This is a genomic window from Vibrio pomeroyi, assembly GCF_024347595.1.
GTDB classification, from domain to species: domain Bacteria; phylum Pseudomonadota; class Gammaproteobacteria; order Enterobacterales; family Vibrionaceae; genus Vibrio; species Vibrio pomeroyi.
Genome location: NZ_AP025507.1, coordinates 74131 through 98902, shown reverse-complemented (window position 1 = coordinate 98902; position 24772 = coordinate 74131). Strand labels below are relative to the sequence as shown.

Sequence of the window (24772 nt, the reverse complement as noted above, 5' to 3'; positions counted from 1 at the left end):
CAATTAGCTTTCTTAAAAATCATGTGTTGCTTGGCTTGCGAACGAGCCAAGCAACGTTGTGGGCAATCAAGAAATGACTGCTCAGGAGCAATAGGGTTAGCCGATGAACACTAACTTGGCGATGAAAATAGCCGCTAGGAAGTACATCGAGATAGACACATCTTTGGTTTTACCGGTCGCGAGCTTAAGCACGGTGTAGGTAATGAAACCCAGTGCGATACCATTAGCGATAGAGAAGGTCAGTGGCATCATCAGTGCGGTAATCGCAGCTGGTGCGCCGTTAGTGAAGTCTTTCCAATCGACGTGTTGCATGCTGCTCATCATCACGAATGCGACGTAAATAAGAGCGCCAGATGTTGCATAAGCGGGGATCATGCCGGCTAGCGGTGATAGGAAAATAGCCGCTAAGAACAATACGCCAACCACTATTGCTGAAAGGCCAGTACGTGCGCCTGCTGCAACACCGGCTGCACTTTCAACATAACTGGTTACTGGCGGACAACCCACACACGCACCCGCAACACTTGAAATACTGTCGGCTTTCAGTGCTTTGCTCAAACCTTCAATCTTGCCCGTTTCAGGATTGGTCAGGTTTGCACGCTCAGCTACGCCCATCAACGTACCGGCAGTATCAAACATGTTTACAAAAAGGAAAGCCAAGATAACGCTGATCATCGATACGTTCAGTGCGCCTGCGATATCCATTGCCATAAAGGTTGGCGCTAGGCTTGGTGGTGCAGCGAAGAAGCCATCGTAGTGAACTAGGCCAAGCATCATGCCGACTAGCGTTACACTCAAAATGCCGATAAGTACCGCGCCAAATACTTTACGCTCACTCAGAACCGCAATGATCAAGAATGCAATCGCAGCAAGCAGCGCCTCTGGTTTGGTGAAGTCACCCAGTGAAACCAAAGTTGCTGGATTTTCGACGACGATACCTGCTGTTTTTAAGCCAATTAGACCTAAGAACAGACCAACACCTGCAGTCATGGAATAGCGCAAGCTTTCAGGAATACTCTCGATGATCCATTGGCGGACTTTGTAGAAGCTCATCCCGACAAACAAGATACCGGAGATAAACACCGCACCTAGCGCCACTTCCCAGCTGTAACCCATCTCGCTTACTACTGTGAACGAGAAGAAGGCGTTCAAGCCCATACCTGGTGCAAGGCCGACAGGCCAGTTCGCGAATAAGCCCATTAACAAACAACCAATCGCGGCACCAATACAGGTAGCGACAAATACTGCCCCTGCATCCATGCCTGAAGCGGCCATGATTTGTGGGTTAACGAAGATGATATAAGCCATGGTTGCGAAGGTGGTGACACCGCCGACTAACTCATTTTTTACGCTGCTTCCGTGTGCCTTAATCTTAAAGAGTTTCTCTAAAATTCCGTTATTCGCATCTTGGTTGAGTATTTCTGTTTTACTCTCACTCATGTCTGCAAGTCCTTTTATGTTGTGATCCATTTATTGAATACAGCGAGATTTCAATATTAAGTTTTAAGGTTTTTCCTAGCTCTAACTCGTTATTGATGAGCTTTGTGTGGCTCATTTTTTAACTGTTAACGTTGTTAGTATTTTTATGTGAGCGTGCTTAATGAGCGCGCATCTTTTTAGATGCACGCATGAATCTGTTTATTACTGGGTGATTGAGCCTAGATCGGGATTCTAAGCGTCGGGACTAACTGCCCCGATAAGTCGAGAAACTGTATGGTGAGACTAAAAGTGGAACGTGGTAGTGCGCATCGGGATCATCCAAGCCGAAACGAATCACCACATCGTCTAGGAAAGGCACACCATCCAATTCCACACCTTTGCTTTTGTAGTAGTCGGCTACATAAAACACCAATTGATATTTCCCCGGTCGGAACTCATTCCCAGCCAGAATCGGCGCATTGGTTCGGCCATCTGAGTTGGTGAGTACGGTCGCCAGCTTTTCTGTTGAGTCTTCGTTGACCTTATAAAGCTCTACCTTGATCTCTGCGCCAGGCAAGCCGTGTGTGGTGTCTAATACGTGTGTTGTTAATCTTCCCATAGTCCTTTAATAGCGCTTTTGGCGCTCCTCTGTTCCGTGGTTTGTTTGTCCATATCGACCTTGCAAAAGAGTGCAACTGGTCACTTTGTTATCACTAACTATGTACGAACTGTACACAATTAGTAAAGCGAATTGTTGGAAAAATGTTAACTATTGTGTCTTTTTTTCTGACTTTATAGATCCTGATTATCGTTTTTTGGTGAGGTTGTGATTTATTAAGTTGTTGTTTTTAAATTGTAAAAGTATCTAAATTTAACTCGAATAACAAAATCTTTACATTGAGATAAATAATTGTATACAATAAATGTACAGGGGTAAGGTTGCTCGGTTTTGAAATAACCAATAGCGGAATCACCAATAGAAGAATCATATTGATGAACCAGCTAAACAGCGGCTAAGCCAACCACTTATGTTAGGAGTACTTGGATGAATAAGGATTATTCAAGAAATTTGATCGGTTACGGAGCTAACCCTCCAAACCCTCAATGGCCAGGTAATGCGCGCGTCGCGGTTTCTTTTGTATTGAACTATGAAGAGGGCGGTGAGCGTTGTTTGTTACATGGAGACGAGGAGTCTGAAGCCTTTCTCTCAGAGATCCCGTCAGCACAGCCGATCAAAGGCGAACGTCACATCAGTATGGAATCCATCTATGAATATGGTAGCCGAGCGGGTGTGTGGCGTGTTCTTCGCTTGTTCGATGAATATGAAATCCCACTGACTGTGTTTGCGGTCGCTATGGCAATTGAGCGTCACCCAGACGTAGCGAAAGCCATGGTCGAAGCGGGTCACGAAATCTGTAGTCACGGTTATCGCTGGATTGACTATCAATACATTGATGAGTCTGAAGAGCGCGACCACATGACCAAAGCGATTGAGATCATCCAACAAGTGACGGGTCAACGACCACAAGGTTGGTATACCGGTCGTACAGGGCCAAATACGCGTCGTTTAGTCGCAGAAGAGGGCGGTTTTCTTTACGACTCAGATGCCTATGACGATGACCTGCCTTATTGGCATACCGAAACCGGTCATCCACAACTGGTGATCCCATACACTCTCGATGTAAACGATATGCGCTTCTCAACCGCGCAAGGTTTCAACTCGGGTGAGCAGTTCTTCCAATATCTAAAAGACACGTTTGACACCCTTTATATGGAAGGCGAAACCGCACCGAAAATGATGTCGGTTGGGTTGCATTGTCGTCTTATTGGTCGTCCCGGTCGTATTGCTGCATTAAGACGTTTCTTAGATTACGTAAAACAGCATGACAGCGTGTGGCTATGTCGTCGAATCGATATCGCCAACCACTGGCACCAACATCACCCATACAACGAACAACAAAATTAGAACGAACAGCAAGGAGGCTTAACGTGACTGAATTTCGATCTTGCCAACCAACAACCATGAACCGCGATACCTTTGTCGCGCACTTTGCTGATGTGTACGAACACAGCCCATGGGTTGCTGAAGCGGTGTATGACCAAGGTTTGAATGCCGAAGATGATCATATCGAGAATCTTCATCTGAAAATGGCATCCACCTTGTTAAATGCCGATCAAGGCAAACAGTTGGCTTTGATCAACGCTCACCCAGATTTAGCAGGCAGAGCAGCAGTAAACGGCGAACTCACCGAGTCGTCGACCAAAGAACAAGCGGGGGCGGGCATTGACCAATGCAGCGCCGAAGAATTTGAAAAATTCACTTCTTACAACAACAGCTACAAAAGTCGCTTCAATTTCCCTTTTATCATGGCGGTGAAGGGAGCCAATCGTTACCAAATTCTTGAGTCGTTCGAGATGCGATTAGGAAATGATAGTGAAACTGAGTTTGCTACGGCGATTCAAGAGATCAACAAGATCGCGATGTTTCGTCTCTGGGATATGTAAGTTAACGGAGTTAACAGCTATCTCAGCCCAGTCTTAGTGCGCTAAAGGTTTGATTTGTAAAAACATAAGCCACTAAGTTCTCATTTTATTATTACTTGATTAATTTCATAGGATTACACGGACATGACCCATAAATTTGAACAGTACATAAACCTTGCAGACGAAAAACTCGGCGCAGAAGCTATCTTCGCAACCGACGATTTTTTCGCAGATAAAAGCCGTCTACTCAGCCACGCAGCGCCAGAGTGGAAAGACGACTTATACGACGACAACGGCAAGTGGATGGACGGTTGGGAAAGCAGACGTAAACGCGGCGAAGGTTACGATTACTGTGTCGTTCGCCTTGGCCTAGCTGGCACCATTGCTGGCGTTGATATTGATACCTCATTCTTCACAGGTAACTTCCCACCTTCGGCATCAATCGACGCGTGTTATTCACCACAAGGTGAGCCAACTGATTCAACAGAGTGGCAAGAAATTCTGCCTTCAATGGCACTACAAGGTGATCATCATCATCTTGAAGGCATCGAAAGCGACCAAGTATTTACGCACCTACGTTTGAACATCTACCCAGACGGCGGTGTCGCGCGCCTACGTGTTTATGGCCGACCAAGCGTGGATTGGGACGCAATAGATTCTCAGCAACAAGTCGACCTAGCAGCGGTTGAGCACGGTGGCCGAGCACTCGCATGTAGCGATGAGCATTACGGCAACAAAGCCAACATCTTAGGCCCAGGCCGCGGTGAAAACATGGGTGATGGCTGGGAAACAGCACGTCGTCGTACACCGGGTAACGACTGGGTAATCGTGGCATTAGGTCACCCAGGACACATCGAACGTATCGTTGTGGATACGGCACACTTCAAAGGTAACTACCCAGACAGCTGCTCAATCCAAGCGGCTTACGTGAAAGGTGGTACCGACGACCAAGTGGAAACACAAAGCCTATTCTGGCGTGAGCTCTTGCCAGCACAAAAGCTGCAAGCGCACGAGATTCACGAATTCATTTCTGAGGTAAACGACCTTGGTGCGATTACCCACGTACGTGCAAACATATTCCCAGATGGTGGTATTAGCCGTTTGCGTCTATTTGGTACGAAAGCGAAATAGGTAAGGAAATCAGATATGAGTAATGGAATACGTCGTTTATCTATCGAACCGTTAACCAAGCAAGCTTTTGCTGAGTTTGGCGATGTTATCGAGTCCGATAATAGTGATTTCTTTATGATCAACAGTGGATCAACACGTCGCTACCACAAGCTAGCGACAACGGATGTGCAAGACCAAGACGGAGAAGCGATCATCAGCATCTTCCAGGCCACACCGTTGAGCTACCCACTGACCATCAAAATGTTAGAGCGTCATCCACTTGGCTCTCAGGCATTCGTTCCATTACTTGGTCAACCCTATTTAATTGTTGTCGCGCCAAAGGGCGAAAATCCGACATTAGCCAATAGCCGAGCTTTCTTGAGCAACGGCCGTCAAGGAGTGAACTATCACAAAGGGGTGTGGCATCACCCAGTTCTCGCGCTCACCGATCAAGACCAGTTCTTGATTGTCGATAGAGGTGGAGAAGGACATAACTGTGATGAAGTTTATTTCGACAGCGACCGAGTGGCATTGCATTTGGAAGATTTGCCAACGGAAGACAGCAAGGAAGAGCAACGCTTAGCTAAAGCGTTGTGATACAGGAGGTTATTATGGATCCGCATATTACAGAGTGGTTGAATTTAGCGATTCGCTGGATTCACATGATTGTTGGTGTTGCGTGGATAGGCGCATCATTTTACTTTGTTTGGTTAGAGAACAACCTTAACCGAGTTAACCCTAAAACAGGCCTTTCAGGCGACTTATGGGCAATTCACGGCGGTGGTATTTATCACCTAGAGAAGTACAAACTCGCGCCACCAGAAATGCCAGAGCACCTGCACTGGTTCAAATGGGAAGCCTACTTCACGTGGATCACCGGTGTGTGTTTACTGGGTGTGGTTTACTACCTTAACGCTGAAATCTACCTGATTGCACCGGGCTCTGGCCTTGATTCAACAACGGCAATCGCGATTGGTATTGGTTCATTCGTTGCTGGTTGGTTTATCTATGACTTACTGTGTGACTCACCATTAGGTAAAACCCCAGTACTGCTTGGCGTTGTGCTGTTTGTGCTGCTCGTCGCTGCAACCTATGGCCTAACTCAAGTGTTCAGTGGGCGTGGTGCTTACATCCACGTGGGTGCCATCATTGGTACCATCATGGTGGGTAACGTATTCCGCGTTATCATGCCTGCACAGCGTAACTTGGTGAAAGCGATTGAAGAGAAGCGCGAACCGGATCCGGCATTGCCAGCGAAAGGTTTACTGCGCTCTCGTCACAACAACTACATGACACTGCCAGTGCTGTTCATCATGATCAGTAACCACTTCCCAAGCACTTATGGCTCGGAATACAACTGGTTGATCCTTGCTGGCTTAGCGATCTTCAGCATCTTAGTGCGTCACTACTTCAACACCCGCCATGGTAGCCAGAAGTTTGCATGGACAGTGCCAGTAGCGGCATTGGGTATGATTACGCTTGCGTTTGTTACCTCACCTTACGCGCAAAAGCAGATGACTCCGGTTGTGCAAGCGCCAGTGGTTCAAGAAACGCAAGTGAGCGCGACAGAATCAGCGACAGAAGAGCTTGCTGCAAATGGTACTGCTTCAACTACGGCTGTTGTTCCAGCTGGTCATGCAGCGCAAACCGCTAGCGCAGGCGTCAGCTTTGAAACTATCAACAAAGTCATTCAAGAGCGCTGTTCTGTGTGTCACTCATCAACCCCGAGCCACGCAGCTTTTGCTGCCGCGCCAGGTGGTGTGATGTTTGATACCCCAGAAGAGATTAAAGCTAACGTCCCAAGAATTGTTGCTCAAACCGTAACAACCAAGGTGATGCCGCTCGGCAACATGACTCAAATGACAGATGAAGAGCGCGCACTCATCGGCACTTGGGTAGAGCAAGGCGCGACGCTTCAATAACCGTACTTTTCAATAACAGTACCCAGCATCCTTTACCTAAGAGCATGAGTCTTAGGTGAGGCTTGGGGAGAGTTTGGTTTACGGGCACGCGCCAAACTCATCCCACCCTGTTTCCCCGGTTCCTATAACCGGGGCTTTTTGTTTTTGGACAATCGGGTATTAGGAAAGGCGAATTAAGCGGATTTTCGAGATTGGATATTGCAAACGGCATAGCCAATACAGTGATAAATACAGTCGAGCACTTCTTGCTCTTCACCTTGGATTCTGGATTGCAGCCCTTTGATGCCTTTCTCGGTTGGCATAATAGGGCCGAATGCGACAATGGCCGCTACAAAACTAGGTTCGTTATCAATGGCTTTCTGCCACGTCTTAGAGAAGACCGCGGTTGACTCGTAGTTTAAGTGCTCATTGATGATCTTAGCAAAAAGAGGCTCAAGCTCTTTAGCAATATCAGCTTTCCTATCGAAGTGAGCATTAATCCCTGACTTAGATACTCCAGCTTTTTTAGCAATATAAGCAAAGGTTGCCTTATCGAAGCCTTCATTTAATGCGATATCAAATGCAGCATCGATGATCTTTTGTCGTGTAATAATCGCTTGTGCAGCGCTTGCTCTTCCCACTCTTGCCTCCGAACGTTGGATGATGGTTGTATTTTATGTGCCATCGATAATAAGCAGTAACAGGCCGTAGAATAAAGGCACAAAGCTTGCGATACAATCGATCGTTGAGTAACTGGACATTAATGGGCTCAAACAGGCCTCATCGAGTTCATGCTATTGAAATTATACATTTAGCATATAGAATAAAGGTTGTTAACCTTTATTTTTTGAAAGGCTCGAAATGATGACCAACCTGATACATTCCCCATTGAGCAGTCACAAACTAAATAGCGCCACTGATTACATCAACACGACGTTTTCAGCGAATAAGGCCGGCCTGTCAGCCAAGTTAGATAGCCACAAGCAAATTGTTATCTCATCGTCGAATGGAACGGTATTAAAAAGGATTCAAGGGGAAGATGTGGTTAAGAAAATGAATAAAATAGATCTGTACGTATAGCGGTTTCAACTTGCGTTCAGGTTGTAGAAAGTCCTTTTTCTAAACCGGTTTCATTGATATTCAGTCGCGTTAAATGCGCTCAAGCACATTAGAAAGTGTAACTTACTCCAACATTCCCAATAACCGATGTTGTACTTTCAAGTATCGGGCTTTTCTCGATTTCAGAGTCGAGGTTTTCATATCTAACCCCTCCCGTTAAACGTAATTGCTTTGATAAGTGCATGTACCCGGTCAAACCGACAAAGTAACGTCCACTCCAGTTTGGGTTAAATTTTTCAAAGCGAGTATTGGCTGCTTCAGATGCCGAAACACCATACAAATGCTCATTCAATTTATCGCTATTGAGTGAATATCCTATCGCTGGGATCAAACCAAATGGCCCCATATTGATGTGGTAGCTGTAACGAGTTTCTGCATAAAGGCCATTGTGAACTGAACCAATATCGGTACCCACACCTGCTCTGAGCTCTCCAACATTCGTCGTCAATACATAAGCGACCCCACCCATGAATGAAGGATCGCGATCATTCAGCTTCTTGATATCGGGATCATCGGATTCCTTCGCGTCTAAGGTGCGAGGATCGTAGGCCGCAAAGATAACGAGATTGTTCACGCTGCCTTTTGGAGCCAAGCGATAGCCAGCTTGGACACCTTCAATGAAAAAATGGCCGTTGTCGTAACTAATCAGAGGGAACGGAGTAACTTTGGTATCGCCTCCTTTATAAACATTTGGCGAGTAACTAGTGGTTAGGCCTACGCCAATTTCAGCGTTAATTGGTGCCGATAAAGACATAGCGAAAATGAGGGTTGTGAGTGCTGCTTTGTTCATGTTTTGCTCTTGTAAGGGGTGACCCTATATTCAAATTTAGGAATCCAACTCCAATAGAGTTGAGCGGTTATTCTGACTTTTGGTTACGAAGTCGCTTGACGATAAGTGTGACTAAACGTAGACTTAAAAAATAAAGGGCGACGCCCTTTATTTTGGGCGAGTATAACAACAGTTCGTTGGCTTTGGCTAATTAATAATTAGCGGTAAAACAAAAATTACGACCAAATAAAGGGCGATGACCTTTAAAATATCTATAAATATTAGTGTGTTACTTATGTGTTTAGAGCCGGTAAGGCTTATTTCTGGAGAGAGTGATGGGAGAAGAAGTGGAACCAATTTACGTATTTCTTTGTATTAGCAGCATCGTGATGAGTGTTCTATGCATTGTCGCTGCATTTCTGGTTTATCGCATGATTAAGCGGAACATAGAGGACAGATGATGGCTCTCCCAGATTGGATCGTTAGCAAAGTAACACACGGTATTCCAACAACCATTTGCCAATCCCTCAACTAGGACATCAGCTTTAGATGAGGTTTCGGGGGAGTTTGATCGCAGGCATACGTCAGACTCATTTTCCCTATCTTCCCCGGCTCCTATCGCCGGGGATTTTTTGTTTAGGGGAGCTGTTTCTGGGGTAAATGGTTAACTTCAGGTATCTGTCGCTGTCCAACTCTTTATTAAAGTTGAAGTGAACTGACCGAAACATAAGTTAATGAAATTGCCGATATTAAGTAATGAGCATTCAAGCCTTGTATTTCTTGTGTTATTTGAGGCTTTACGCTCGCGACTAGCAGTACCAATGCCATTGGTAGCATCGCTGCGGATTGAGCATGCACAATAAGAGTATCTAACTCTAATCCTTTAAATGAGAAGTCATTAAGCCAAAGTAGGCGAGTACAAGCTGTGCAGGCACAACTAATCGAACTTATATGAACAACGCTACTCAATTCCATGCTTACCTTCACTAAGAATATACAAGTCAAATTTGATAGGTTTTATCTATCGATATCAATCAATAATACCATTTAACTTTAAGATAAGTCTATTGAAGCTTGAACTTTGATAGTTAAAACCTATCAATGTGAACTGGGATGTCTGTATGAAGTGTTCTTAACGAGTGTTATTCCTCACTGAAAAGTGATCTTCAATTATTTCATCTTAAAGGTTCGGAAAATGTTTTAAGCAGACTGTCCTGTATAAGGTTCTTGATATGAATCTCTACCCGTGGCATTTTCTGTTCCAAATTGACTTTAATTAGGACAGAAAATGGAAGAGGTGATAGTCGCGTATTTTAGGGCGCTAAACGCATTCTTCAGATATATGCTTCAGTCGCTAGTGATCGAATTTATTGGTTACAGTTCTGGCTGGATAGTCTGTAAAGTATTCACATTAGGACGCTTCCCTTCATTGCTTCCAACTGAAAAAGAGCGAACCAGAATCTCTTATATCGGAGTAATTAGCATCGCGCTATTTCTGTTAGCTATCGGTGTGTTCAATAGTTTTTAATACTTAGAACCAGTCATAGAAGTGAGGAAGTATGAAATTTTACCCTGCAGAACAATACCAAACGGCTTGTCATGAAATGTTTGCTCGATATGAGCGTGACATCAAAAAGCTAATCCCTAATGCGAGAGTTGAGCATGTAGGCGCATCTTCGATTCCATCTGCATTATCTAAAGGTGATTTGGATATATTCGTTGGTATTGAGTCGAGTGAACTTGAGTACGCCGCTGAACAACTCACAACACTCGGCTTTAAAGAGAAACTCGATACGTTAAGAACACCTGAACTGTGTATGTTGGAGTCTACATCTGGGGACGATGTTGCGTTGCAAGTTGTCGGTGTTTATTGGCTATGGTGGAACTTAAATGTTGATAGTCTATTGAAGTTAGACTACCAACATTTATTGATTATGATTTTGCGGATTCTGCTTTATCAAGAACCGAATCGTTATAAGCTTTGGTGCCCTTGTAACCTAGGAAAAGTGAAACTATCCATAAAATAAATGATACTGGGGAAGCAATAACGGTGATCGCACAAACTACGATGAGAATTAAGTTAACAACTCCCCACATTACGCTCCCAGCATACATCTGAGCACCTCCAGGTATTACAAAACCTAACAGTAGCGCTATCATAGGATTTTTCATTTTGTTTTGTATGCGAGCTTGTTGAATTGCGTCATTCATAATTATGCTTCCTTATGCATTTAGTTGTTATTCGCGCACTCTATAGTTATCTTATTTTTAGTCAAGAATTTAGTTAACTATTTGATTTGATTGGTTGGTTTTTGATCTGGTATTTTTCATAGTAATGAATTTTATAATTTCATTACTATGGTTTATGGCTTAATCTGGGACATAGGGAGGACTATCGCTCTATTGTTTATTACATTACTTTTTGTGCTGTTTTTACTTTCCCCTTACACTCTTTTCTAATATCGAACCTAGTATCAAATTACTCTTTGTCATACAGGCAAGTAACTCATTATGAAGCACTTCTTCGATAGCGAACTCATGCTCTCTAGCTCCTTAAATTTCGTTTTGCTATCCCTTGGGCTAACGCTCCTCTTACATATTCCGATTTGGTGTGGGTTCAACTTGAGCCGACGCAAATGGAAGTTGATGGATTATTTATGGCCGCTGCTGGCAGGTATCGGCATGCTGGGTGCGGTGTCTGAAATTCGGGCATCGGTAGCCGGTGATTGGGTCGAGACAGAACAAACCAGAGCAGTCACTATTTTAGAGTCGATTCAGCAGTTCTCTTTGGATAAGTTAAGAAGTGATATCTGCACAGGTCAGCCGTCTTTAGACACTCATGGCCAGCACCATGAGGCGTGTTTGTGGTATTTGGATACAGCTATCACATTCAAAGATGTTGATTTCACCTTGCTACCGAACGCCGCTGATTTTACGGTTCCTGCGCCTAGCGTATCGCTGGTGGAAAGCGACGCCGTGTGGGTGAGTGGCATGTTGAGTCAGTATGAAAAACAAAAGAACCAATACATTAAAACCAGAGAAGCGCAGGTGAAGCAGCCATTAGAAAGCATCTTCTGGTATGTGAGTCCTTACTTAGTGTGTTTTGCGATTGCGTTGCGTTTGACGAAAGTCACCGCAGAGCTCAAATTAGATAAGTGCGCATAGTTTGAGTTCCTAGTACTTATACCAAGATAGAAAAGGTGAAGTAATGAATGTGAGTGAGTTTTCTCGGTTGGTGGGTTTGTCCGCCCATACGCTTCGCTACTACGAAAAAATCGGCTTGTTGAAAAATGTTCAGCGGAACAGTAGCGGTCATCGAGTCTATACATCGAAGGACGTTACTTGGATTGAGTTTGTGAAGCGACTGAAAAACACCGCAATGCCACTGGATGAAATTTTAGAATACGCAAAGCTCAGGGAGTTAGGGCCAGAATCTGTTTCGCAGCGTCAAGTGTTGCTTGAACAACATCAACAGAGTTTGCGTTCCCATATTGAAGAGCAACAAAAGCATCTGGCTGCGCTAGAGCAAAAAATTAGTTTGTATCGAGATGGAAAAGTCCGTTGACTTAGAGTCGACTCTAACTTGTAAGGTGTTCCTGTAATCCCAAAAAACAGGAACATTTCCATGAATCAATCACGTTTTGAAACTGGCTTAGAAAGACTTAATCATATCGACGGAGAAGCAGGGCAACAGGTTATTGAAAGCCTGAAAGACATCTGCCCTGATCTTGCCAAATATACTATCGAATATCCCTTTGGTGACATCTATTCACGCCCCGGTTTGGATTTGAAATCACGAGAGATCGCGACCGTGGCAGCCCTAACTGCGCTCGGTAATTGTGCGCCTCAACTTAAGGTGCATTTGAATGCGGCACTCAATGTCGGCTGCAGCGAGGAAGAGATCAAAGAAGTGATATTGCAGATGTCGGTCTATGCGGGATTCCCTTCAGCACTCAATGGCATGTTCGCTTTTAAGGAAGTGCTTGCTGAGAGAAATACAGCTTAAGATAAATAGAAAATATATTCTGAAAAGGGAGCGTCAACTCTACTAAGTTACGCTCCCTTTTTATTGATTGGCTAAGTTTTAAAAGTCGTAAACCTGAACGTTCGTGGTTCTTTAAGACGACAAAGACAGCGCGAACGACAACAAGATCGGTAAGGTAACCACGCTCAGAAAGTTACCGAACAACACCATAGACGCGACCTTGGGTGGCTCGACATTGAAGCGTTCTGCGAACAGGTAGTTCATCACGGCGGGTGGTAGCATGGTGAACAGCACCATCATTTGTAGGTGCAACGTAGGCAGCGGGATAAAGAAGTAGATGATGGTAAAGGCGATGGCTCCGGTGAACAGTGATTGAGCCGTACAAAGCAAGCCGACTTTCAATCCGCTCAGCCTCAAGTTAACCATTTGCGACCCCAACGACAGCAGCATTATAGGCACGGCTGCTTGCCCAAGTAGCGATGTGGCTTCGTAGATTGGATTCCAAACTGCAATGCCAGATAGGTTCAGCGTCATCGCTAATGCAGCGGCTAAGAATATCGGCATCTTGAGGATCTGCTTGATCGGGTTACCTTCGCTCAATAGCGCCAAACCGACACTAATGTGCACACACGCCGATACCACAAACAGTAATACCGCAGGGGCTAATGCGCTTTCACCAAAGGTATAGGTGAACAGGGGAATAGCCAGGTTGCCACTGTTGCGGAACATGTGTGGCGGAGCCCAGGCTTTGAAGTTGAGCTTAAAGATCTTACAGGTTGGAATCATCAACAGTGCGGGCACTAACACTGCGACCAAAGAAGCTGAAATCAATGGTAGTTGCTCGGTATCGAGGGGCATGGTGGTCAGCGATGCAAACACCAAAGCAGGAATACAAACATCCATGTTGATGCGATTGATCGGTTTGAAATCGGGTTTGAGCCAACGACCGACCGCAAAGCCAGCACTGGCTAAAGCAAAAACGGGAAACAGTATGCTGACGACCTGTTCGAACATAGAATTCCTTTCTAGATTGAGTGCTTCCATTTAGCTGAGAAACGATTGTTTTAGAGAGATGCTAAAGTGAAGTATGGAGTCGAGATGTATAAACATTAACCTATCAATATAATGACTTGGCGTCACCGAAGATCGTTGTTTGTGAACGGTTAATTTATATTTCTTTGAATGAAGCACAAAAAAGACCAGTGGCATTAGCAACTGGTCTTTAAAGGCTAGATAAATCTGGACGGATTTTTAATTAACGACGGCTGTCGCTGTCTAGCGATTGTTACTTGGTTTTAAGTCTAGCTAACGAGCTTTTTGTAATCTTTGAAGTTCACATCGTAGGCTTTTTCGCCGTAGATGTAAGTCTCGCTGACGGTTCTGTCGTCACCCAAGCTCATCAATACAAACAGTTTTTCTTCAAGCTTGGTGGCTTGTTCCATTCTAAAGCGCATCAGTTGTGTGGCATGAAGATCCAACACGACGAAATCCGCTTCTTTACCCACTTCCAAGTTGCCGATCTTGTCTTCTAGATGCAGCGAACGTGCGCCACCTAATGTCGCTAAGAATAGCGATTTAACGGGGTGCAGTTTCTCTTGTTGAAGCTGCATGATTTTGTAGGCTTCGCTCATGGTTTGCAGGATTGAGAAGCTGGTGCCTGCGCCCACATCGGTTCCCATACCGACACGAATGCCGTGTTCTTCCATTTTTGGCAGCTTGAACAAACCTGAGCCCAAGAACAGGTTCGAGGTTGGGCAGAAAGCGATGGCCGAATCGGTATCGGCAAGGCGCTTACATTCGCAGTCAGACAAGTGAATACCATGGGCGAATACCGAACGTTTGTGCAGTAGGCCATAGTGGTCATACACATCTAAATAGCTGTCGCGTTCAGGGAACAGTTCTTTTACCCATTCAATCTCTTTCTCGTTTTCAGATAGGTGCGTATGCATGTATACGTCTGGGTATTCTTCAAGAAGTTTACCAACGGTAGCCAATTGCTCTGGTGTACTGGTTGGCGCAAAACGAGGCGTCACGGCATAAAGCAAGCGGCTGCGGTTATGCCATTTCTCAATCAGTTCTTTGGAATCAGCGTAGCCAGACTCTGGCGTGTCGGTGAGGTAGTCTGGCGCGTTGCGATCCATTAGCACCTTACCCGCGATCATACGTAGGTTGCGCTTCTCGGCTTCTTCAAAGAAAACGTTAACCGACTCTTTGTGCACGGTGCCGAACACGAGTGCTGTAGTAGTACCGTTACTTGCCAGTTCGTCTAGGAATAGCTTCGCTACTTTGTGTGCATAGACTGGGTTTTTGAAGCGTTTCTCTTCTGGGAAGGTGTAGTTCTCTAACCAATCGAGTAGCTGCTCACCGTAAGACGCGATCATGCCTGTTTGAGGGTAGTGGATGTGCGTATCAATAAAGCCAGAGGTGATCAGCTTGTCTTTGTATTCTTTTACTTCGAGTGTTTTAGGCTGGCGAGCCAATACTTCATCGGCATGGCCTAAGTCGACGATGTGGCCGTTCTCAACGACTAAAACACCGTCTTCAAAATAGTCGTAAGACTCATCGATACCGACGTCTTTTGGGTCGGCTACGCTGTGTAAAATACTGGCGCGATAAGCTTTGCGTTGCGTTGTCATGTTTACTTCCTTTTAATGACTTCAGCGACGTGATGGCCGCTGAAGCTTTGCGACTTTTATTAGGCGATCTTCTCTTCCAATGGTGGTTCGCCTACATCGCTTGGTTGACTGTGTTGATCGGTCAAATCCTGATTTCGATATTGTTTGGTTGGGCGCTTTTGTTCAAGCGCTTGGCCTTGATAGTGTGCGATCAGTTCACCCGCAACCGATACCGCAATTTCAGCCGGATGTTTGCCATTCACGGTGCTAATGCCAATCGGGCAAACCATTGTTTCAATTTGTTCTTGGCTGTAGCCACGTTGCTCTAAGCGGAAATCGAACTTCTTACGTTTAGTGAGCGAACCAATCATGCCAAAGTAACGGCTGTCTTCACGGTCGATAATCGCTTTGGTTAAATCGAAATCGAGCTGGTGATTGTGGGTCATCACTAGGTAATAGCTGTTCGGCGGCATGTGTTTTACTTCGCCGACTGGATCGTCTGATACAAGCTTTTTCACACCGTGTGGCAGCGTTTCAGGGAATACTTCTTCGCGTTCATCAATCCAGGTCACACGGAAGGGCAGGGTCGCAACAATGTGCAGCAGCGCCTTTGCCACATGGCCTGCACCAAACAACACAAGGTGATTCTGTTGAGTGCCTATTGGTTCAAAGCTCAATGTAGCCATACCGCCACAACACTGGCCTAAACGAGCACCTAGGTTGAAGCGTTCCACTTTGAGTGATTTTTCGCTGGCAATCAGCATTTCGCGCGCCATTTTAGTGGCCACATGTTCAAGGTGACCACCACCAATCGTAGCGATGATTCGGTCACGAGTGACAAGCATCTTGGTACCCGCATCACGCGGCACTGAGCCTCTGTCTTCAAGAACCGTCACCATTACACATGGCTCGTAGTTCTCTTCCAGTTTTGCCAGTTCGTGAATCCAATTATCCTTAAACATATGTCCTCCTAAATCCCTTCTATGCTTCCTAAGCTGTTTATTACGCCCTAAGCCGTTTCTGATTGTGCATCGACCGAAGTCGGAGCCGTTTCAGTCACTTCCTGAATCGCCATCAGAATACGCTCTGGCGTTGCTGGTGTGTTGAGCTTAGGAATCGCACCATCGACAGCGACATAGCTAATCGCATCTTTCAGTGCGCTCCATACCGACATACCCAACATGAAAGGGGGCTCACCCACGGCTTTCGAGTTGAAGACAGTATCTTCTGGGTTGCTGCGGTTTTCCAACAGGTGCGTTCTGAAATCAATCGGCATATCAGCAATCGCAGGGATTTTGTAACTCGCTGGGCCATTGGTCATTAAGCGGCCTTGTTGGTTCCACACCAACTCTTCTGTCGTTAACCAACCGACACCTTGCACAAAGCCACCTTCGACTTGGCCGATATCAATCGCTGGGTTCAGTGAAGCGCCTACGTCATGCAGAATGTCGACACGCAGAATTTTGTTCTCGCCAGTTAGAGTATCGATGATGACTTCTGAACAAGATGCGCCATACGCGTAGTAGTAGAACGGGCGGCCGCGCGCTTTCTCATGATCGTAATAGATCTTTGGAGTGCGGTAGAAGCCCGTGCTCGATAGCGAGATTTGGTTAAACCAAGCCAGCTCAACAAACGAGTTGAAGGTCATGATCTCATCGCGGATCTGCACCATGCCGTTCTTAAACACCACCTCTTCAGGCCACACTTTGAAGTGTGAAGAAGCGAAGTCGATCAGGCGCTGCTTAATGGTTATTGCGGCGTTTTGCGCGGCCTTACCGTTGAGGTCGGCGCCCGATGAGGCTGCGGTTGGTGATGTGTTCGGAACTTTGTCTGTGTTTGTAGCGGTGATCTGGATACGTTCGACATCGACTTGGAACTCCTGTGCAACGATTTGTGCCACTTTGATGTTCAAGCCTTGCCCCATTTCCGTACCACCGTGATTCAAATGAATACTGCCATCGGTGTAGATATGGATGAGCGCACCTGCTTGGTTCAAGAAAGTCGCAGTAAACGAGATGCCGAATTTCACGGGTGTGATCGCTAGGCCTTTCTTCAAGATAGGGCTTTGCTTGTTGAACTCAGCGATTTCTTTACGACGTGCGTGATAGTCACTGCTGCGTTCAAGCTGTTCGGTTATCTCAGGTAAAAAGTTGTCTTCAACGGTTTGGTAGTAATGGGTTACGTTACGGCCTTCTTCGCCGTAGTAGTTCGCCTTACGTACTTCCAAAGGATCTTTTTTCAGGTAACGCGCAATCTCGTCCATGATGTGTTCGATGGTCATCATGCCTTGCGGGCCACCAAAGCCACGATAAGCGGTGTTCGATGCTGTATTGGTTTTGCATCGATGACCCACTACAGTTGCATCGCCTAGGTAATAAGCGTTGTCTGAGTGGAACATTGCACGGTCGACGATAGAGCTTGATAAGTCTGGTGAGTAACCGCAGTTACCTGCAACGGTAATGTCGGCACCTTGAATCACACCATTGTCGTCAAAACCGACTGTGTATTGATTGTAGAACGGGTGGCGTTTACCGGTCTGCTGCATGTCTTCATTACGCAGCAGACGCATTTTGGTAGGTCGGCCTGTAAGGTGAGCAATAACCGCAGCCATACATGCTGGAGAGGCCGCTTGAGTCTCTTTACCACCGAAACCACCACCCATACGACGCATATCAATCACGACTTTGTGCATCGGTACGCCAATCACTTCCGCAACCAGTTTTTGAACTTCAGTCGGGTTTTGTGTCGAGGTGTAAACGATCATGCCGCCATCTTCAGTGGGCATCACGCTACTGATTTGGGTTTCTAAGTAGAAGTGTTCTTGTCCGCCGATCTCTAGGTCGCCAGAGATCACGTGTTTTGCTTTTGCCAGTGCGGCTTTCGAGTCACCACGCTGTTGAGTGTGGCTTTCTGTTACGAAGTGCTCTTTTGCCAACGCTTCTTTTACATCAAGAATGGCTGGTAGCTCTTCGTATTCAATAATCGCAGCGTGTGCGGCTTTGCGTGCGGTTTCTAAATCGTTGGCTGCTACCGCAATCACAGGTTGGCCGTAGTATTCTACTTTGCCGTCTGCAAGCAGTGGGTCACCTGGTAGGATGGCACCAATATCCAGTTCACCTGGTACGTCTTTGGCTTGAATGGCAATCGCCACGCCTTCGAATTCGTAACACGGTGATAAATCTATCTTGGTGATGTTAGCGTGCGCTTGAGTGCTCAGGCGTGCGTAGACATGCAGCTGATTTGGGAACTCTAGGCGGTCATCAATGTATACCGCTTCGCCCGTTACTTGCTTGGCTGCACTGTCGTGTTTTACGCTTTTGCCTACGCCAGTTTTTAGGTCTTGTTTTGCAATGGTAACCATCTCTTCGTGGGTCATCGCATGCTTGTTTGAATTAGACATAAGACGTTACCCTTGTTTCGATTTGGTTGTTTTTGTTCTGCTGTTCAATGAAGTAGCGACGCAACATATTTGCTGCCGACAATGAACGGTACTCTTGGCTTGCACGGAAATCGGATAGCGGCTCAAAGTCGTTATACAGTTCCTGCATCGCTAACTTAATATTAGCGTCTGTCCACTGTTTGCCTAATAACGTGTTTTCACAACGCGCCGCGCGCTTAGGCGTTGCAGCCATACCACCAAAGGCGATACGAGCGTAAGACACCTTGCCATCTTCAATTTGAATATCGAACGCACCACACACCGCAGAGATGTCATCGTCTAAACGTTTCGACAGCTTGTAAGCTCGGAAGCTGTCGTTAGTTGGCTTAGGAATGATGATCTGTTCTATGAACTCACTCTCTTTTTGCGCCGTCACTTTGTAGCTGATGAAGTAATCTTCAATCGGCATGGTGCGTGACTCATCACCGCAACGAAGTTTGATCTTTGCGTTAAGGGCAATCAGTAGAGGAGGGGTGTCACCGATAGGTGAAGCATTGGCAACATTACCGCCAATGGTGCCTTGGTTACGTACTTGCAGGGAAGCAAAGCGGTGCAGTAGCTCACCAAAATCTGGGTAGTGTTTTTTCAGTAGTGCGTAAGAATCGCTGATAGGTAGGTTGGCACCAATGATTAAATCGGTGTCGGTTTCTTCGCACACCTTCATGTCTTCAACAAGGTTTACGCTGATCAGTGTTTCTATCTCGCGATGGAACTGTGTCACTTCCAGTGCTAAATCCGTGCCGCCAGCAACCAGCTTCGCGTTCGGATGCGCTTGAAAAAGCTTGGCCAACTCATCCGTGCTTTTCGGGGAAAAAGCGGTGAGGTGACCAAGGCGTAAGTTGGCTTCAGTGTCTTGAATATCTTCTAGCTTCTTGATGGTGTTGCGTTCAAGTTCAGCAAATTGGTCGATCAAAGGTTGGTCTGTTGAAAGCGACATCGCAGCATCAACAATTGGTCGGTAGCCCGTACAGCGACATAGGTTACCCGCCAGTGATTCCATGACGTCTTCTTTGCTCGCATCGGGTTTGTTCTTGCCTAGCGCAAACATCGACATGATGAAGCCCGGCGTGCAGTAACCACATTGTGAACCGTGAAAATCAACCACCGCTTTCTGTACAGGGTGCAGTGACTTATCTCGGTTTTGTAGATCTTCTACTGTGATTAGCTGTTTACCATGCAGCGCTGAAACGAACGTAAGGCAAGAGTTCACCGAGCGGTATTGCAGTTGTCCATCCACCACTTCACCTAAAACGACGGTACATGCGCCACAGTCACCGGACCCACAACCTTCTTTGGTACCTGTTTTATTAACCTTGGTACGAAGGTAGTTGAGCACTGTCATATTCGGCGACAGATTGTCTTCACGTCTTATTTCCTGATTGAGCAAAAAAGTAATCAAGAGACCTCCTTGTAAATCGACATTTTTCCATGTGTATTCTTTTTGACTTCTAGGTCAATAATTATCCATCTTGACCCTGCGGTCAACTATTTATTTACAAAAATGCAACAACATTGCTCTTTGGTGGATTGTGTACAATTTAATTTTGTCTGTAGTTGTTTGTTTTATTGGGATTTAAATTGGAAGTGCTGAGTTTTGTGGTGTGAATGAATTAATGGTTATGTATACAAAATAAAGACAAGAATTATGGCATTAGGGAGCAAATGCTATAGAGGATAAGAGCACTATTCTGCTCAGAATTAAGAGTGTTTTGAGGTGAAATGCGCCGATCTTCGCGTCTATCATTATGGGGAGAGCATAAAAAAAGAGAAGTAAACGCAGAGGCTTACTTCTCTCCCGTCTTGTTAACTGATTGTTGTTAACAAGAGACTATTAGCAGTTAGTCATTAATAGCTTATAGAAGCGATTATGACTTGTTCTTAAGCAAATCTGAGAACACAACATGCAGGTCGCTCGATGCGGTGCTGCTGTCTAGGTTGAGCTTCGAACGAATGTGGCTCAAGTGTTCTTTCATCAACTCGACGGCTTGCTCTTCATCGCCAGACTCAATCGCATCAAGTAACCCTTCGTGTTCATCCAAAGAACAGTTCGAGTGATTACCTGTTTCGTATTGAGCGATCAGCAGTGAGGTTTGCGACACTAGGCTGCGCTGGAAGGCAAGCAGTGGTGCGTTTTCTGCCATTTCTGCCAGTTTGATGTGGAACTCACCAGACAAGCGTAATCCAGAACCGTAGTCACCTTGGTCAAAGGCGCAGTTCTCTTTCGCGACCAATTTTCTGCACTCTTCGATTTGAGCTTTGGTTGCGTTTTTCACTGCAAGCTCTGTGATAGCAAGCTCCATCACTTCACGCGCTTTAAATATCTGTTTGGCTTCGTCTACCGTTGGCGCAGCAATCATGGCACCTCGGTTTGGACGGATCACCACAACTTGTTCTAAAGAGAGACGCAATAAGGCACGGCGAATGATCGTGCGGCTAACGCCAAAGATTTCTGCTAACGCTTCTTCGCTTAATTTGGTGGCTGGTGGAAGCCTTTGTTCTAGTATCGCGTCGAAGATATGGCAGTAAACAACATCGTCTTGAGTCTGGCCTGTTACTTTTGTTTTTACACCTTTGGAGACAGAATTTTTGAGAGCTGTCATAGAGATAAGGGCCCTTGTTTAGTCGAGTTGGGTTGGTCGAGAATAATTCATGAGTGTTACTCTATATTGTATACATTTATCTATACAATGCCACCGGATGAAAGTGCGATGCACGCTTATTTGTTAATGACTTATAACATTTAGTTTGCAGTGAACTGTGTGCAATCTAAAGCTTTAAGCCATTCTTCTTGAACTAGACGCGATTATCGCCACAGCTATAGGCGACGATCTGGCTTATTTCGCTCAGGGTACGACCTGATTGCTGCTGCCACTCGTTGAAAGCCTTACTTGCCGCGACTTGTGCTCGTTTGGTGTTGCGACCGCTATCAACCACATCGGTACTGCGCAGGTGCGCTTCTACGTCAGAAGACAAGATGAACGTGTCTTTGCCCATTTGGCGCAAGGTGTAAGCACCGGTGTTACCACCCAATCGCTTGCCGTGTTTCTTCAGGTAATCCCACAGTTCTGTAATGCGTTCTGATGGCCAGTCGGCAACCATTTGTGAGAAGGAATCGGCTTCACGCTTAGCATTGTGGATCATCATTGCGTTGGCAGGGATGGTCATCACCTTAGTGAGGTGGCGAATAATGCGTGGATCTTGCGCTTTCTGCTCCCACATCTCATTCGGCAGCATCAGCATTTTTTCGATGTCGAACTCAAAGAACACTTCTTCAAATTGCGGCCATTTCTTCCTCACCACATTCCACGAAATACCACACTGGAATACCTTCTCGGTAAAGGCTGCAAGCCAACGGTCGTCGGTGATTTGTGATAACTCGGCTTGTGAAAGAGGCGCACGAACAATCTTTTCGAGCTCTGCTGCGCCGCCTTTACGGTGAGCAGCTCGTTGATAAATGGTGTCGAATTTTTCCTGGGTCATTGAAGGTTCCAAATTACATCTGTGTAGCCAATGTTTAATAATATGGGGTCAAATCTGGCAATTAAAATCATTCCGTTAATTAAAACGATCAAGCCGAGTAAAACAAACTAGCTGAGCTTTAATTCCATTTGATATAGAGGCCAAGTGTGGCCATTGAATTCTTTGAACTTTGGTTCTTTGTCGACCACTTGAAAGCCCGCTTTGTCGTAGCAACGTTTTGCTCCGATATTCTGCTGAAAGACCGCTAAGCTGATGGTGGTGACATCAGGGATTTGTTTCGCAGCGTCTAATGCACTTTCTATCATGGATTGCCCAAGCCCTTTGCCTCGTTGGTTTGGATGAATAGCCACTCGGCAGAATCGAAGTTCACTGTCTGACATACGTTGAAACTCCATAAACCCGATCAGTTCTGAGTTATTGCCGTTCGAACTCAGTTCAGAGAGAGCACTAGACTCAGAGAAGGTATATAGCTCAACTTGAGGCTCTTGAGACCGCTCGATGATGGAGGCGGCTTCTAACGGCCAACCAAAGGTTCGCCCTCCCCAAAGTACGTAGTCTTCGAGTGATGTGAACCAAGTGACGATCTCGTCGGCGTCGGATGCTTTAAAGCGGTTTATTTCCATATCCTTGTCTTTTCCTTATCGCGTGTCTCTTTTTCTAAGCTGCTAATTCTAAGCCACTAAACTTCCGCGCCCAACTGCTCAAGAAAGCCACGCATGTAATCGGTGCGCTTGTTGGCCTCTAATTTCGCTGATTCTGTATTCATGGTTTCAGCAAGCTTAAACAGCTTCACGTAGAAGTGGTCGACGCTGTAATGCTTGTCATCTAAGTTACGTTGATTCGCAAACGGGTCTTCGTGGTTATACAGCTCGGCGTTAAAGCTCTGACCCACATACAAGCAGCGAGCGATACCAATTGCACCGAGGGAATCAAGGCGATCGGCATCTTGGACGATCTGAGCTTCTATGGTTTCAGGTGTGATGTCAGCGCTGTAGCTATGCGTGACAATGGCATGATGGATCTCATCAAGATAAGACGAGGGATAGTCGATAGATTTGAGGAAAGAGATCGCCTTGTCTGCTGCCATTTGTGAGCTTTTGGCTCTGTCTGGATGGTTCTTAGGAAAGGTGAAGCAATCATGAAGGTAAGCGGCGGGTAACACGACTTCAAGCTTAGCCTGTTCTTGTACGCACAAAGCCTTAGCGGTTTTGACGACGCGCTTAATGTGGCTAATGTCGTGCGCTGCATCTTGTGTCATTTCTCGCTGTGCAAAATCAAGCAGTTGGTCTTCAAACTTTTCCTTCACGCGTCTGTTTCTCCATATGTAGACGTTAGCAATCTTGTTGATTACCTAGCATTTATTTCACATCGACTGTAACAGTTTCAAGCGCGAGTTTTTATCTTTTATAAAAGGAATACCAACAAAAAAACCGACTCTGTGAGTCGGCTTAATAGAGAGGCTTGTCTACGTATTTGAGGAGGAGACAGATAAAAGCATTATCAACGGAAGTGAGAGCTTAAGCTGCAGCTTGTTGAAGCTGTGCTAACACATCATGCAGAGAAGGGCTGATGGTGTGTCCAAGCGCTTTTACTTCGTCACATGGCTCTACTAAATCAGGGATCTGGAAACTGATCATGTTGGCTGCCATAGAAGCGCGAATACCGTTGTTTGAATCTTCAAACGCTAGGCAGGTTTCAGGCGCAACACCTAGGCGCTCAGCCGCCAATAAGTAAATCTCTGGGTGAGGTTTACCGTGAGTCACTTCGCAGCCTGTGCTTAACGAGGTGAAGTACGAATCTAGGCCAGCCAGCTCAAGCTTCTTCTTCGCGATATCAAGCTGAGTGGAGGTCGCCACCGCGATTGGAATGTCGTTCGATTTTAGCCATTCAAGCAGCTCAATTACGCCGTCTTTTACGGGGATCGCTTGGTTTTTAACAATCGCACTGTAGCGGGTTCGCCATTCATTGTTCAGTGCTGGGTAGTCTAGGTTTTCACCGTAGCCATTTCGAAAAATCTGTTCGATGGTTTTTGCGTTACAACCAATGATGCCTAGGTAAACATCTTGCAAAAACGGAACACCTTGCGCGTGACATGCTTCTTCAAATACCTGCATACAAAGGCGCTCGGTGTCGAGCAGCAGTCCATCCATATCAAAAATAGCAGCTTGAAAATTCATATCCGTGGTTCTTTATGTGTTGTCATCGTAAGGGCGGGTATTTTGACACAGTGCTTTGGGATAGGCGAGTTAGAGTTCAGTAAAACAGCGATAATTGTATTACAAAATTTTAAGGGAGCAGGCGCAATTCGTTATAGGTTTCTGAATGGGTGATAGCGTTTAGTTATGATATTTAAATTTTATAGATTCAGGCGTTCTAAAAGAAACAATGAACATCAGAATGCATAACAATCCTTGAGTTTCACTTGAGTGAAAAATTACATTTTCGATACTT

The 24772-nt window shown here is 45.7% G+C and carries 25 protein-coding genes; 10 read left to right on the top strand and 15 right to left on the bottom strand.

The genetic code is table 11. From position 1 onward, the window contains the following. Nucleotides 1-96: 96 nt before the first annotated feature. Nucleotides 97-1440, bottom strand: a complete 1344-nt coding sequence (locus tag OCV12_RS16680; protein ID WP_017065002.1) for an NCS2 family permease — start codon at nt 1438-1440, stop codon at nt 97-99. Nucleotides 1441-1684: 244 nt separating this feature from the next. Further along, nucleotides 1685-2038, bottom strand: a complete 354-nt coding sequence (gene uraH, locus OCV12_RS16675; protein ID WP_261886590.1) for a hydroxyisourate hydrolase — start codon at nt 2036-2038, stop codon at nt 1685-1687. A gap of 426 nt (nt 2039-2464) precedes the next feature. Between uraH and puuE the strand changes: the two genes are divergently transcribed. The 5 genes from puuE to OCV12_RS16650 all read left to right on the top strand — a co-directional run bounded on the left by puuE (nt 2465) and on the right by OCV12_RS16650 (nt 6935). Further along, complete coding sequence (gene puuE, locus OCV12_RS16670) at nt 2465-3385, top strand: allantoinase PuuE (RefSeq protein WP_261886589.1); 921 nt, start codon at nt 2465-2467, stop codon at nt 3383-3385. 23 nt (nt 3386-3408) lie between these two features. Next, nucleotides 3409-3924, top strand: a complete 516-nt coding sequence (gene uraD, locus OCV12_RS16665) for a 2-oxo-4-hydroxy-4-carboxy-5-ureidoimidazoline decarboxylase (RefSeq protein ID WP_017061596.1) — start codon at nt 3409-3411, stop codon at nt 3922-3924. A 123-nt stretch (nt 3925-4047) separates the two neighbouring features. Then, nucleotides 4048-5034: an allantoicase gene (alc, locus tag OCV12_RS16660; protein WP_261886588.1), complete on the top strand. Its 987-nt coding sequence runs from the start codon at nt 4048-4050 to the stop codon at nt 5032-5034. A 15-nt stretch (nt 5035-5049) separates the two neighbouring features. Beyond that, complete coding sequence (locus OCV12_RS16655; RefSeq protein WP_261886587.1) at nt 5050-5610, top strand: ureidoglycolate lyase; 561 nt, start codon at nt 5050-5052, stop codon at nt 5608-5610. 14 nt (nt 5611-5624) lie between these two features. Continuing rightward, on the top strand, nt 5625-6935 hold the full coding sequence (locus tag OCV12_RS16650; protein ID WP_261886586.1) for a urate hydroxylase PuuD: 1311 nt from the start codon (nt 5625-5627) through the stop codon (nt 6933-6935). A gap of 173 nt (nt 6936-7108) precedes the next feature. On the opposite strand, the gene OCV12_RS16645 is transcribed toward OCV12_RS16650, so the two are convergent. The 3 genes from OCV12_RS16645 to OCV12_RS16635 form a co-directional block, all read right to left on the bottom strand. Then, complete coding sequence (locus tag OCV12_RS16645; protein ID WP_261886585.1) at nt 7109-7555, bottom strand: TetR/AcrR family transcriptional regulator; 447 nt, start codon at nt 7553-7555, stop codon at nt 7109-7111. 527 nt (nt 7556-8082) lie between these two features. Further along, on the bottom strand, nt 8083-8823 hold the full coding sequence (locus OCV12_RS16640) for a MipA/OmpV family protein (RefSeq protein ID WP_261886584.1): 741 nt from the start codon (nt 8821-8823) through the stop codon (nt 8083-8085). A gap of 678 nt (nt 8824-9501) precedes the next feature. Continuing rightward, nucleotides 9502-9777, bottom strand: a complete 276-nt coding sequence (locus OCV12_RS16635) for a hypothetical protein (RefSeq protein WP_132940613.1) — start codon at nt 9775-9777, stop codon at nt 9502-9504. Nucleotides 9778-10090: 313 nt separating this feature from the next. Here OCV12_RS16635 and OCV12_RS16630 point away from each other — a divergent pair, with 313 nt between their 5' ends. The 5 genes from OCV12_RS16630 (at nt 10091) to OCV12_RS16610 (ending at nt 12808) form a co-directional block, all read left to right on the top strand. Beyond that, nucleotides 10091-10330 carry a hypothetical protein gene (locus tag OCV12_RS16630; RefSeq protein WP_261886583.1) on the top strand — a complete coding sequence of 80 codons (240 nt, stop codon included), beginning with the start codon at nt 10091-10093 and terminating at the stop codon, nt 10328-10330. Nucleotides 10331-10361: 31 nt separating this feature from the next. Further along, nucleotides 10362-10829 (top strand): GrpB family protein, encoded by a 468-nt coding sequence (locus OCV12_RS24935; protein WP_315972804.1) that lies wholly within the window; start codon nt 10362-10364, stop codon nt 10827-10829. Between the two features lie 619 nt (nt 10830-11448). Continuing rightward, nucleotides 11449-11967 carry a hypothetical protein gene (locus OCV12_RS16620; protein WP_123297018.1) on the top strand — a complete coding sequence of 173 codons (519 nt, stop codon included), beginning with the start codon at nt 11449-11451 and terminating at the stop codon, nt 11965-11967. A gap of 43 nt (nt 11968-12010) precedes the next feature. Next, nucleotides 12011-12367 (top strand): MerR family transcriptional regulator, encoded by a 357-nt coding sequence (locus OCV12_RS16615; protein WP_261886582.1) that lies wholly within the window; start codon nt 12011-12013, stop codon nt 12365-12367. A gap of 60 nt (nt 12368-12427) precedes the next feature. Then, nucleotides 12428-12808 (top strand): carboxymuconolactone decarboxylase family protein, encoded by a 381-nt coding sequence (locus OCV12_RS16610; protein WP_017630716.1) that lies wholly within the window; start codon nt 12428-12430, stop codon nt 12806-12808. A gap of 111 nt (nt 12809-12919) precedes the next feature. Here the strand turns inward: OCV12_RS16610 and OCV12_RS16605 are convergent, their stop codons facing one another. From OCV12_RS16605 to OCV12_RS16560, 10 genes are all read right to left on the bottom strand, one after another. Beyond that, the gene (locus OCV12_RS16605; protein ID WP_261886581.1) at nt 12920-13801 is read right to left on the bottom strand and encodes an AEC family transporter; all 882 of its coding nucleotides are present in this window, start codon (nt 13799-13801) and stop codon (nt 12920-12922) included. Nucleotides 13802-14088: 287 nt separating this feature from the next. After that, nucleotides 14089-15423: a guanine deaminase gene (gene guaD, locus OCV12_RS16600; RefSeq protein ID WP_261886580.1), complete on the bottom strand. Its 1335-nt coding sequence runs from the start codon at nt 15421-15423 to the stop codon at nt 14089-14091. Nucleotides 15424-15482: 59 nt separating this feature from the next. Then, nucleotides 15483-16364 (bottom strand): xanthine dehydrogenase accessory protein XdhC, encoded by an 882-nt coding sequence (xdhC, locus tag OCV12_RS16595; RefSeq protein WP_261886579.1) that lies wholly within the window; start codon nt 16362-16364, stop codon nt 15483-15485. 47 nt (nt 16365-16411) lie between these two features. Then, a complete protein-coding gene (xdhB, locus tag OCV12_RS16590) occupies nt 16412-18802 on the bottom strand; it encodes a xanthine dehydrogenase molybdopterin binding subunit (RefSeq protein WP_261886578.1) in 2391 nt (796 codons plus the stop codon). Further along, nucleotides 18795-20183 carry a xanthine dehydrogenase small subunit gene (gene xdhA / locus OCV12_RS16585; protein WP_261887135.1) on the bottom strand — a complete coding sequence of 463 codons (1389 nt, stop codon included), beginning with the start codon at nt 20181-20183 and terminating at the stop codon, nt 18795-18797. The genes xdhB and xdhA overlap by 8 nt, the downstream gene beginning before the upstream one ends. 523 nt (nt 20184-20706) lie before the next feature. Further along, nucleotides 20707-21441: a GntR family transcriptional regulator gene (locus OCV12_RS16580; protein WP_017630710.1), complete on the bottom strand. Its 735-nt coding sequence runs from the start codon at nt 21439-21441 to the stop codon at nt 20707-20709. Between the two features lie 193 nt (nt 21442-21634). Next, nucleotides 21635-22321: a DNA-3-methyladenine glycosylase I gene (locus OCV12_RS16575; RefSeq protein WP_008221039.1), complete on the bottom strand. Its 687-nt coding sequence runs from the start codon at nt 22319-22321 to the stop codon at nt 21635-21637. A 107-nt stretch (nt 22322-22428) separates the two neighbouring features. Further along, the gene (locus OCV12_RS16570; RefSeq protein ID WP_261886577.1) at nt 22429-22944 is read right to left on the bottom strand and encodes a GNAT family N-acetyltransferase; all 516 of its coding nucleotides are present in this window, start codon (nt 22942-22944) and stop codon (nt 22429-22431) included. Nucleotides 22945-23000: 56 nt separating this feature from the next. Beyond that, the gene (locus OCV12_RS16565; protein ID WP_261886576.1) at nt 23001-23627 is read right to left on the bottom strand and encodes an HD domain-containing protein; all 627 of its coding nucleotides are present in this window, start codon (nt 23625-23627) and stop codon (nt 23001-23003) included. A 211-nt stretch (nt 23628-23838) separates the two neighbouring features. Then, nucleotides 23839-24498 carry an HAD family hydrolase gene (locus tag OCV12_RS16560; RefSeq protein WP_008221043.1) on the bottom strand — a complete coding sequence of 220 codons (660 nt, stop codon included), beginning with the start codon at nt 24496-24498 and terminating at the stop codon, nt 23839-23841. Nucleotides 24499-24772: the final 274 nt, after the last annotated feature.

Excerpts from the sequence above, each read along its gene's own strand:
- xdhB (WP_261886578.1), bottom strand. The coding sequence starts at position 18,802 with ATGTCTAATTCAAACAAGCATGCGATGACCCACGAAGAGATGGTTACC.
- xdhC (WP_261886579.1), bottom strand. The coding sequence starts at position 16,364 with ATGTTTAAGGATAATTGGATTCACGAACTGGCAAAACTGGAAGAGAAC.
- xdhA (WP_261887135.1), bottom strand. The coding sequence starts at position 20,183 with ATGACAGTGCTCAACTACCTTCGTACCAAGGTTAATAAAACAGGTACC.
- puuE (WP_261886589.1), top strand. The coding sequence starts at position 2,465 with ATGAATAAGGATTATTCAAGAAATTTGATCGGTTACGGAGCTAACCCT.
- OCV12_RS16620 (WP_123297018.1), top strand. The coding sequence starts at position 11,449 with ATGGATTATTTATGGCCGCTGCTGGCAGGTATCGGCATGCTGGGTGCG.
- OCV12_RS16630 (WP_261886583.1), top strand. The coding sequence starts at position 10,091 with ATGGAAGAGGTGATAGTCGCGTATTTTAGGGCGCTAAACGCATTCTTC.
- OCV12_RS16605 (WP_261886581.1), bottom strand. The coding sequence starts at position 13,801 with ATGTTCGAACAGGTCGTCAGCATACTGTTTCCCGTTTTTGCTTTAGCC.
- OCV12_RS16615 (WP_261886582.1), top strand. The coding sequence starts at position 12,011 with ATGAATGTGAGTGAGTTTTCTCGGTTGGTGGGTTTGTCCGCCCATACG.
- OCV12_RS24935 (WP_315972804.1), top strand. The coding sequence starts at position 10,362 with ATGAAATTTTACCCTGCAGAACAATACCAAACGGCTTGTCATGAAATG.
- uraH (WP_261886590.1), bottom strand. The coding sequence starts at position 2,038 with ATGGGAAGATTAACAACACACGTATTAGACACCACACACGGCTTGCCT.
- OCV12_RS16570 (WP_261886577.1), bottom strand. The coding sequence starts at position 22,944 with ATGGAAATAAACCGCTTTAAAGCATCCGACGCCGACGAGATCGTCACT.
- OCV12_RS16575 (WP_008221039.1), bottom strand. The coding sequence starts at position 22,321 with ATGACCCAGGAAAAATTCGACACCATTTATCAACGAGCTGCTCACCGT.
- OCV12_RS16650 (WP_261886586.1), top strand. The coding sequence starts at position 5,625 with ATGGATCCGCATATTACAGAGTGGTTGAATTTAGCGATTCGCTGGATT.
- OCV12_RS16640 (WP_261886584.1), bottom strand. The coding sequence starts at position 8,823 with ATGAACAAAGCAGCACTCACAACCCTCATTTTCGCTATGTCTTTATCG.
- OCV12_RS16680 (WP_017065002.1), bottom strand. The coding sequence starts at position 1,440 with ATGAGTGAGAGTAAAACAGAAATACTCAACCAAGATGCGAATAACGGA.
- OCV12_RS16635 (WP_132940613.1), bottom strand. The coding sequence starts at position 9,777 with ATGGAATTGAGTAGCGTTGTTCATATAAGTTCGATTAGTTGTGCCTGC.
- guaD (WP_261886580.1), bottom strand. The coding sequence starts at position 15,423 with ATGACAACGCAACGCAAAGCTTATCGCGCCAGTATTTTACACAGCGTA.
- OCV12_RS16580 (WP_017630710.1), bottom strand. The coding sequence starts at position 21,441 with ATGACAGCTCTCAAAAATTCTGTCTCCAAAGGTGTAAAAACAAAAGTA.
- alc (WP_261886588.1), top strand. The coding sequence starts at position 4,048 with ATGACCCATAAATTTGAACAGTACATAAACCTTGCAGACGAAAAACTC.
- OCV12_RS16560 (WP_008221043.1), bottom strand. The coding sequence starts at position 24,498 with ATGAATTTTCAAGCTGCTATTTTTGATATGGATGGACTGCTGCTCGAC.
- OCV12_RS16655 (WP_261886587.1), top strand. The coding sequence starts at position 5,050 with ATGAGTAATGGAATACGTCGTTTATCTATCGAACCGTTAACCAAGCAA.
- OCV12_RS16610 (WP_017630716.1), top strand. The coding sequence starts at position 12,428 with ATGAATCAATCACGTTTTGAAACTGGCTTAGAAAGACTTAATCATATC.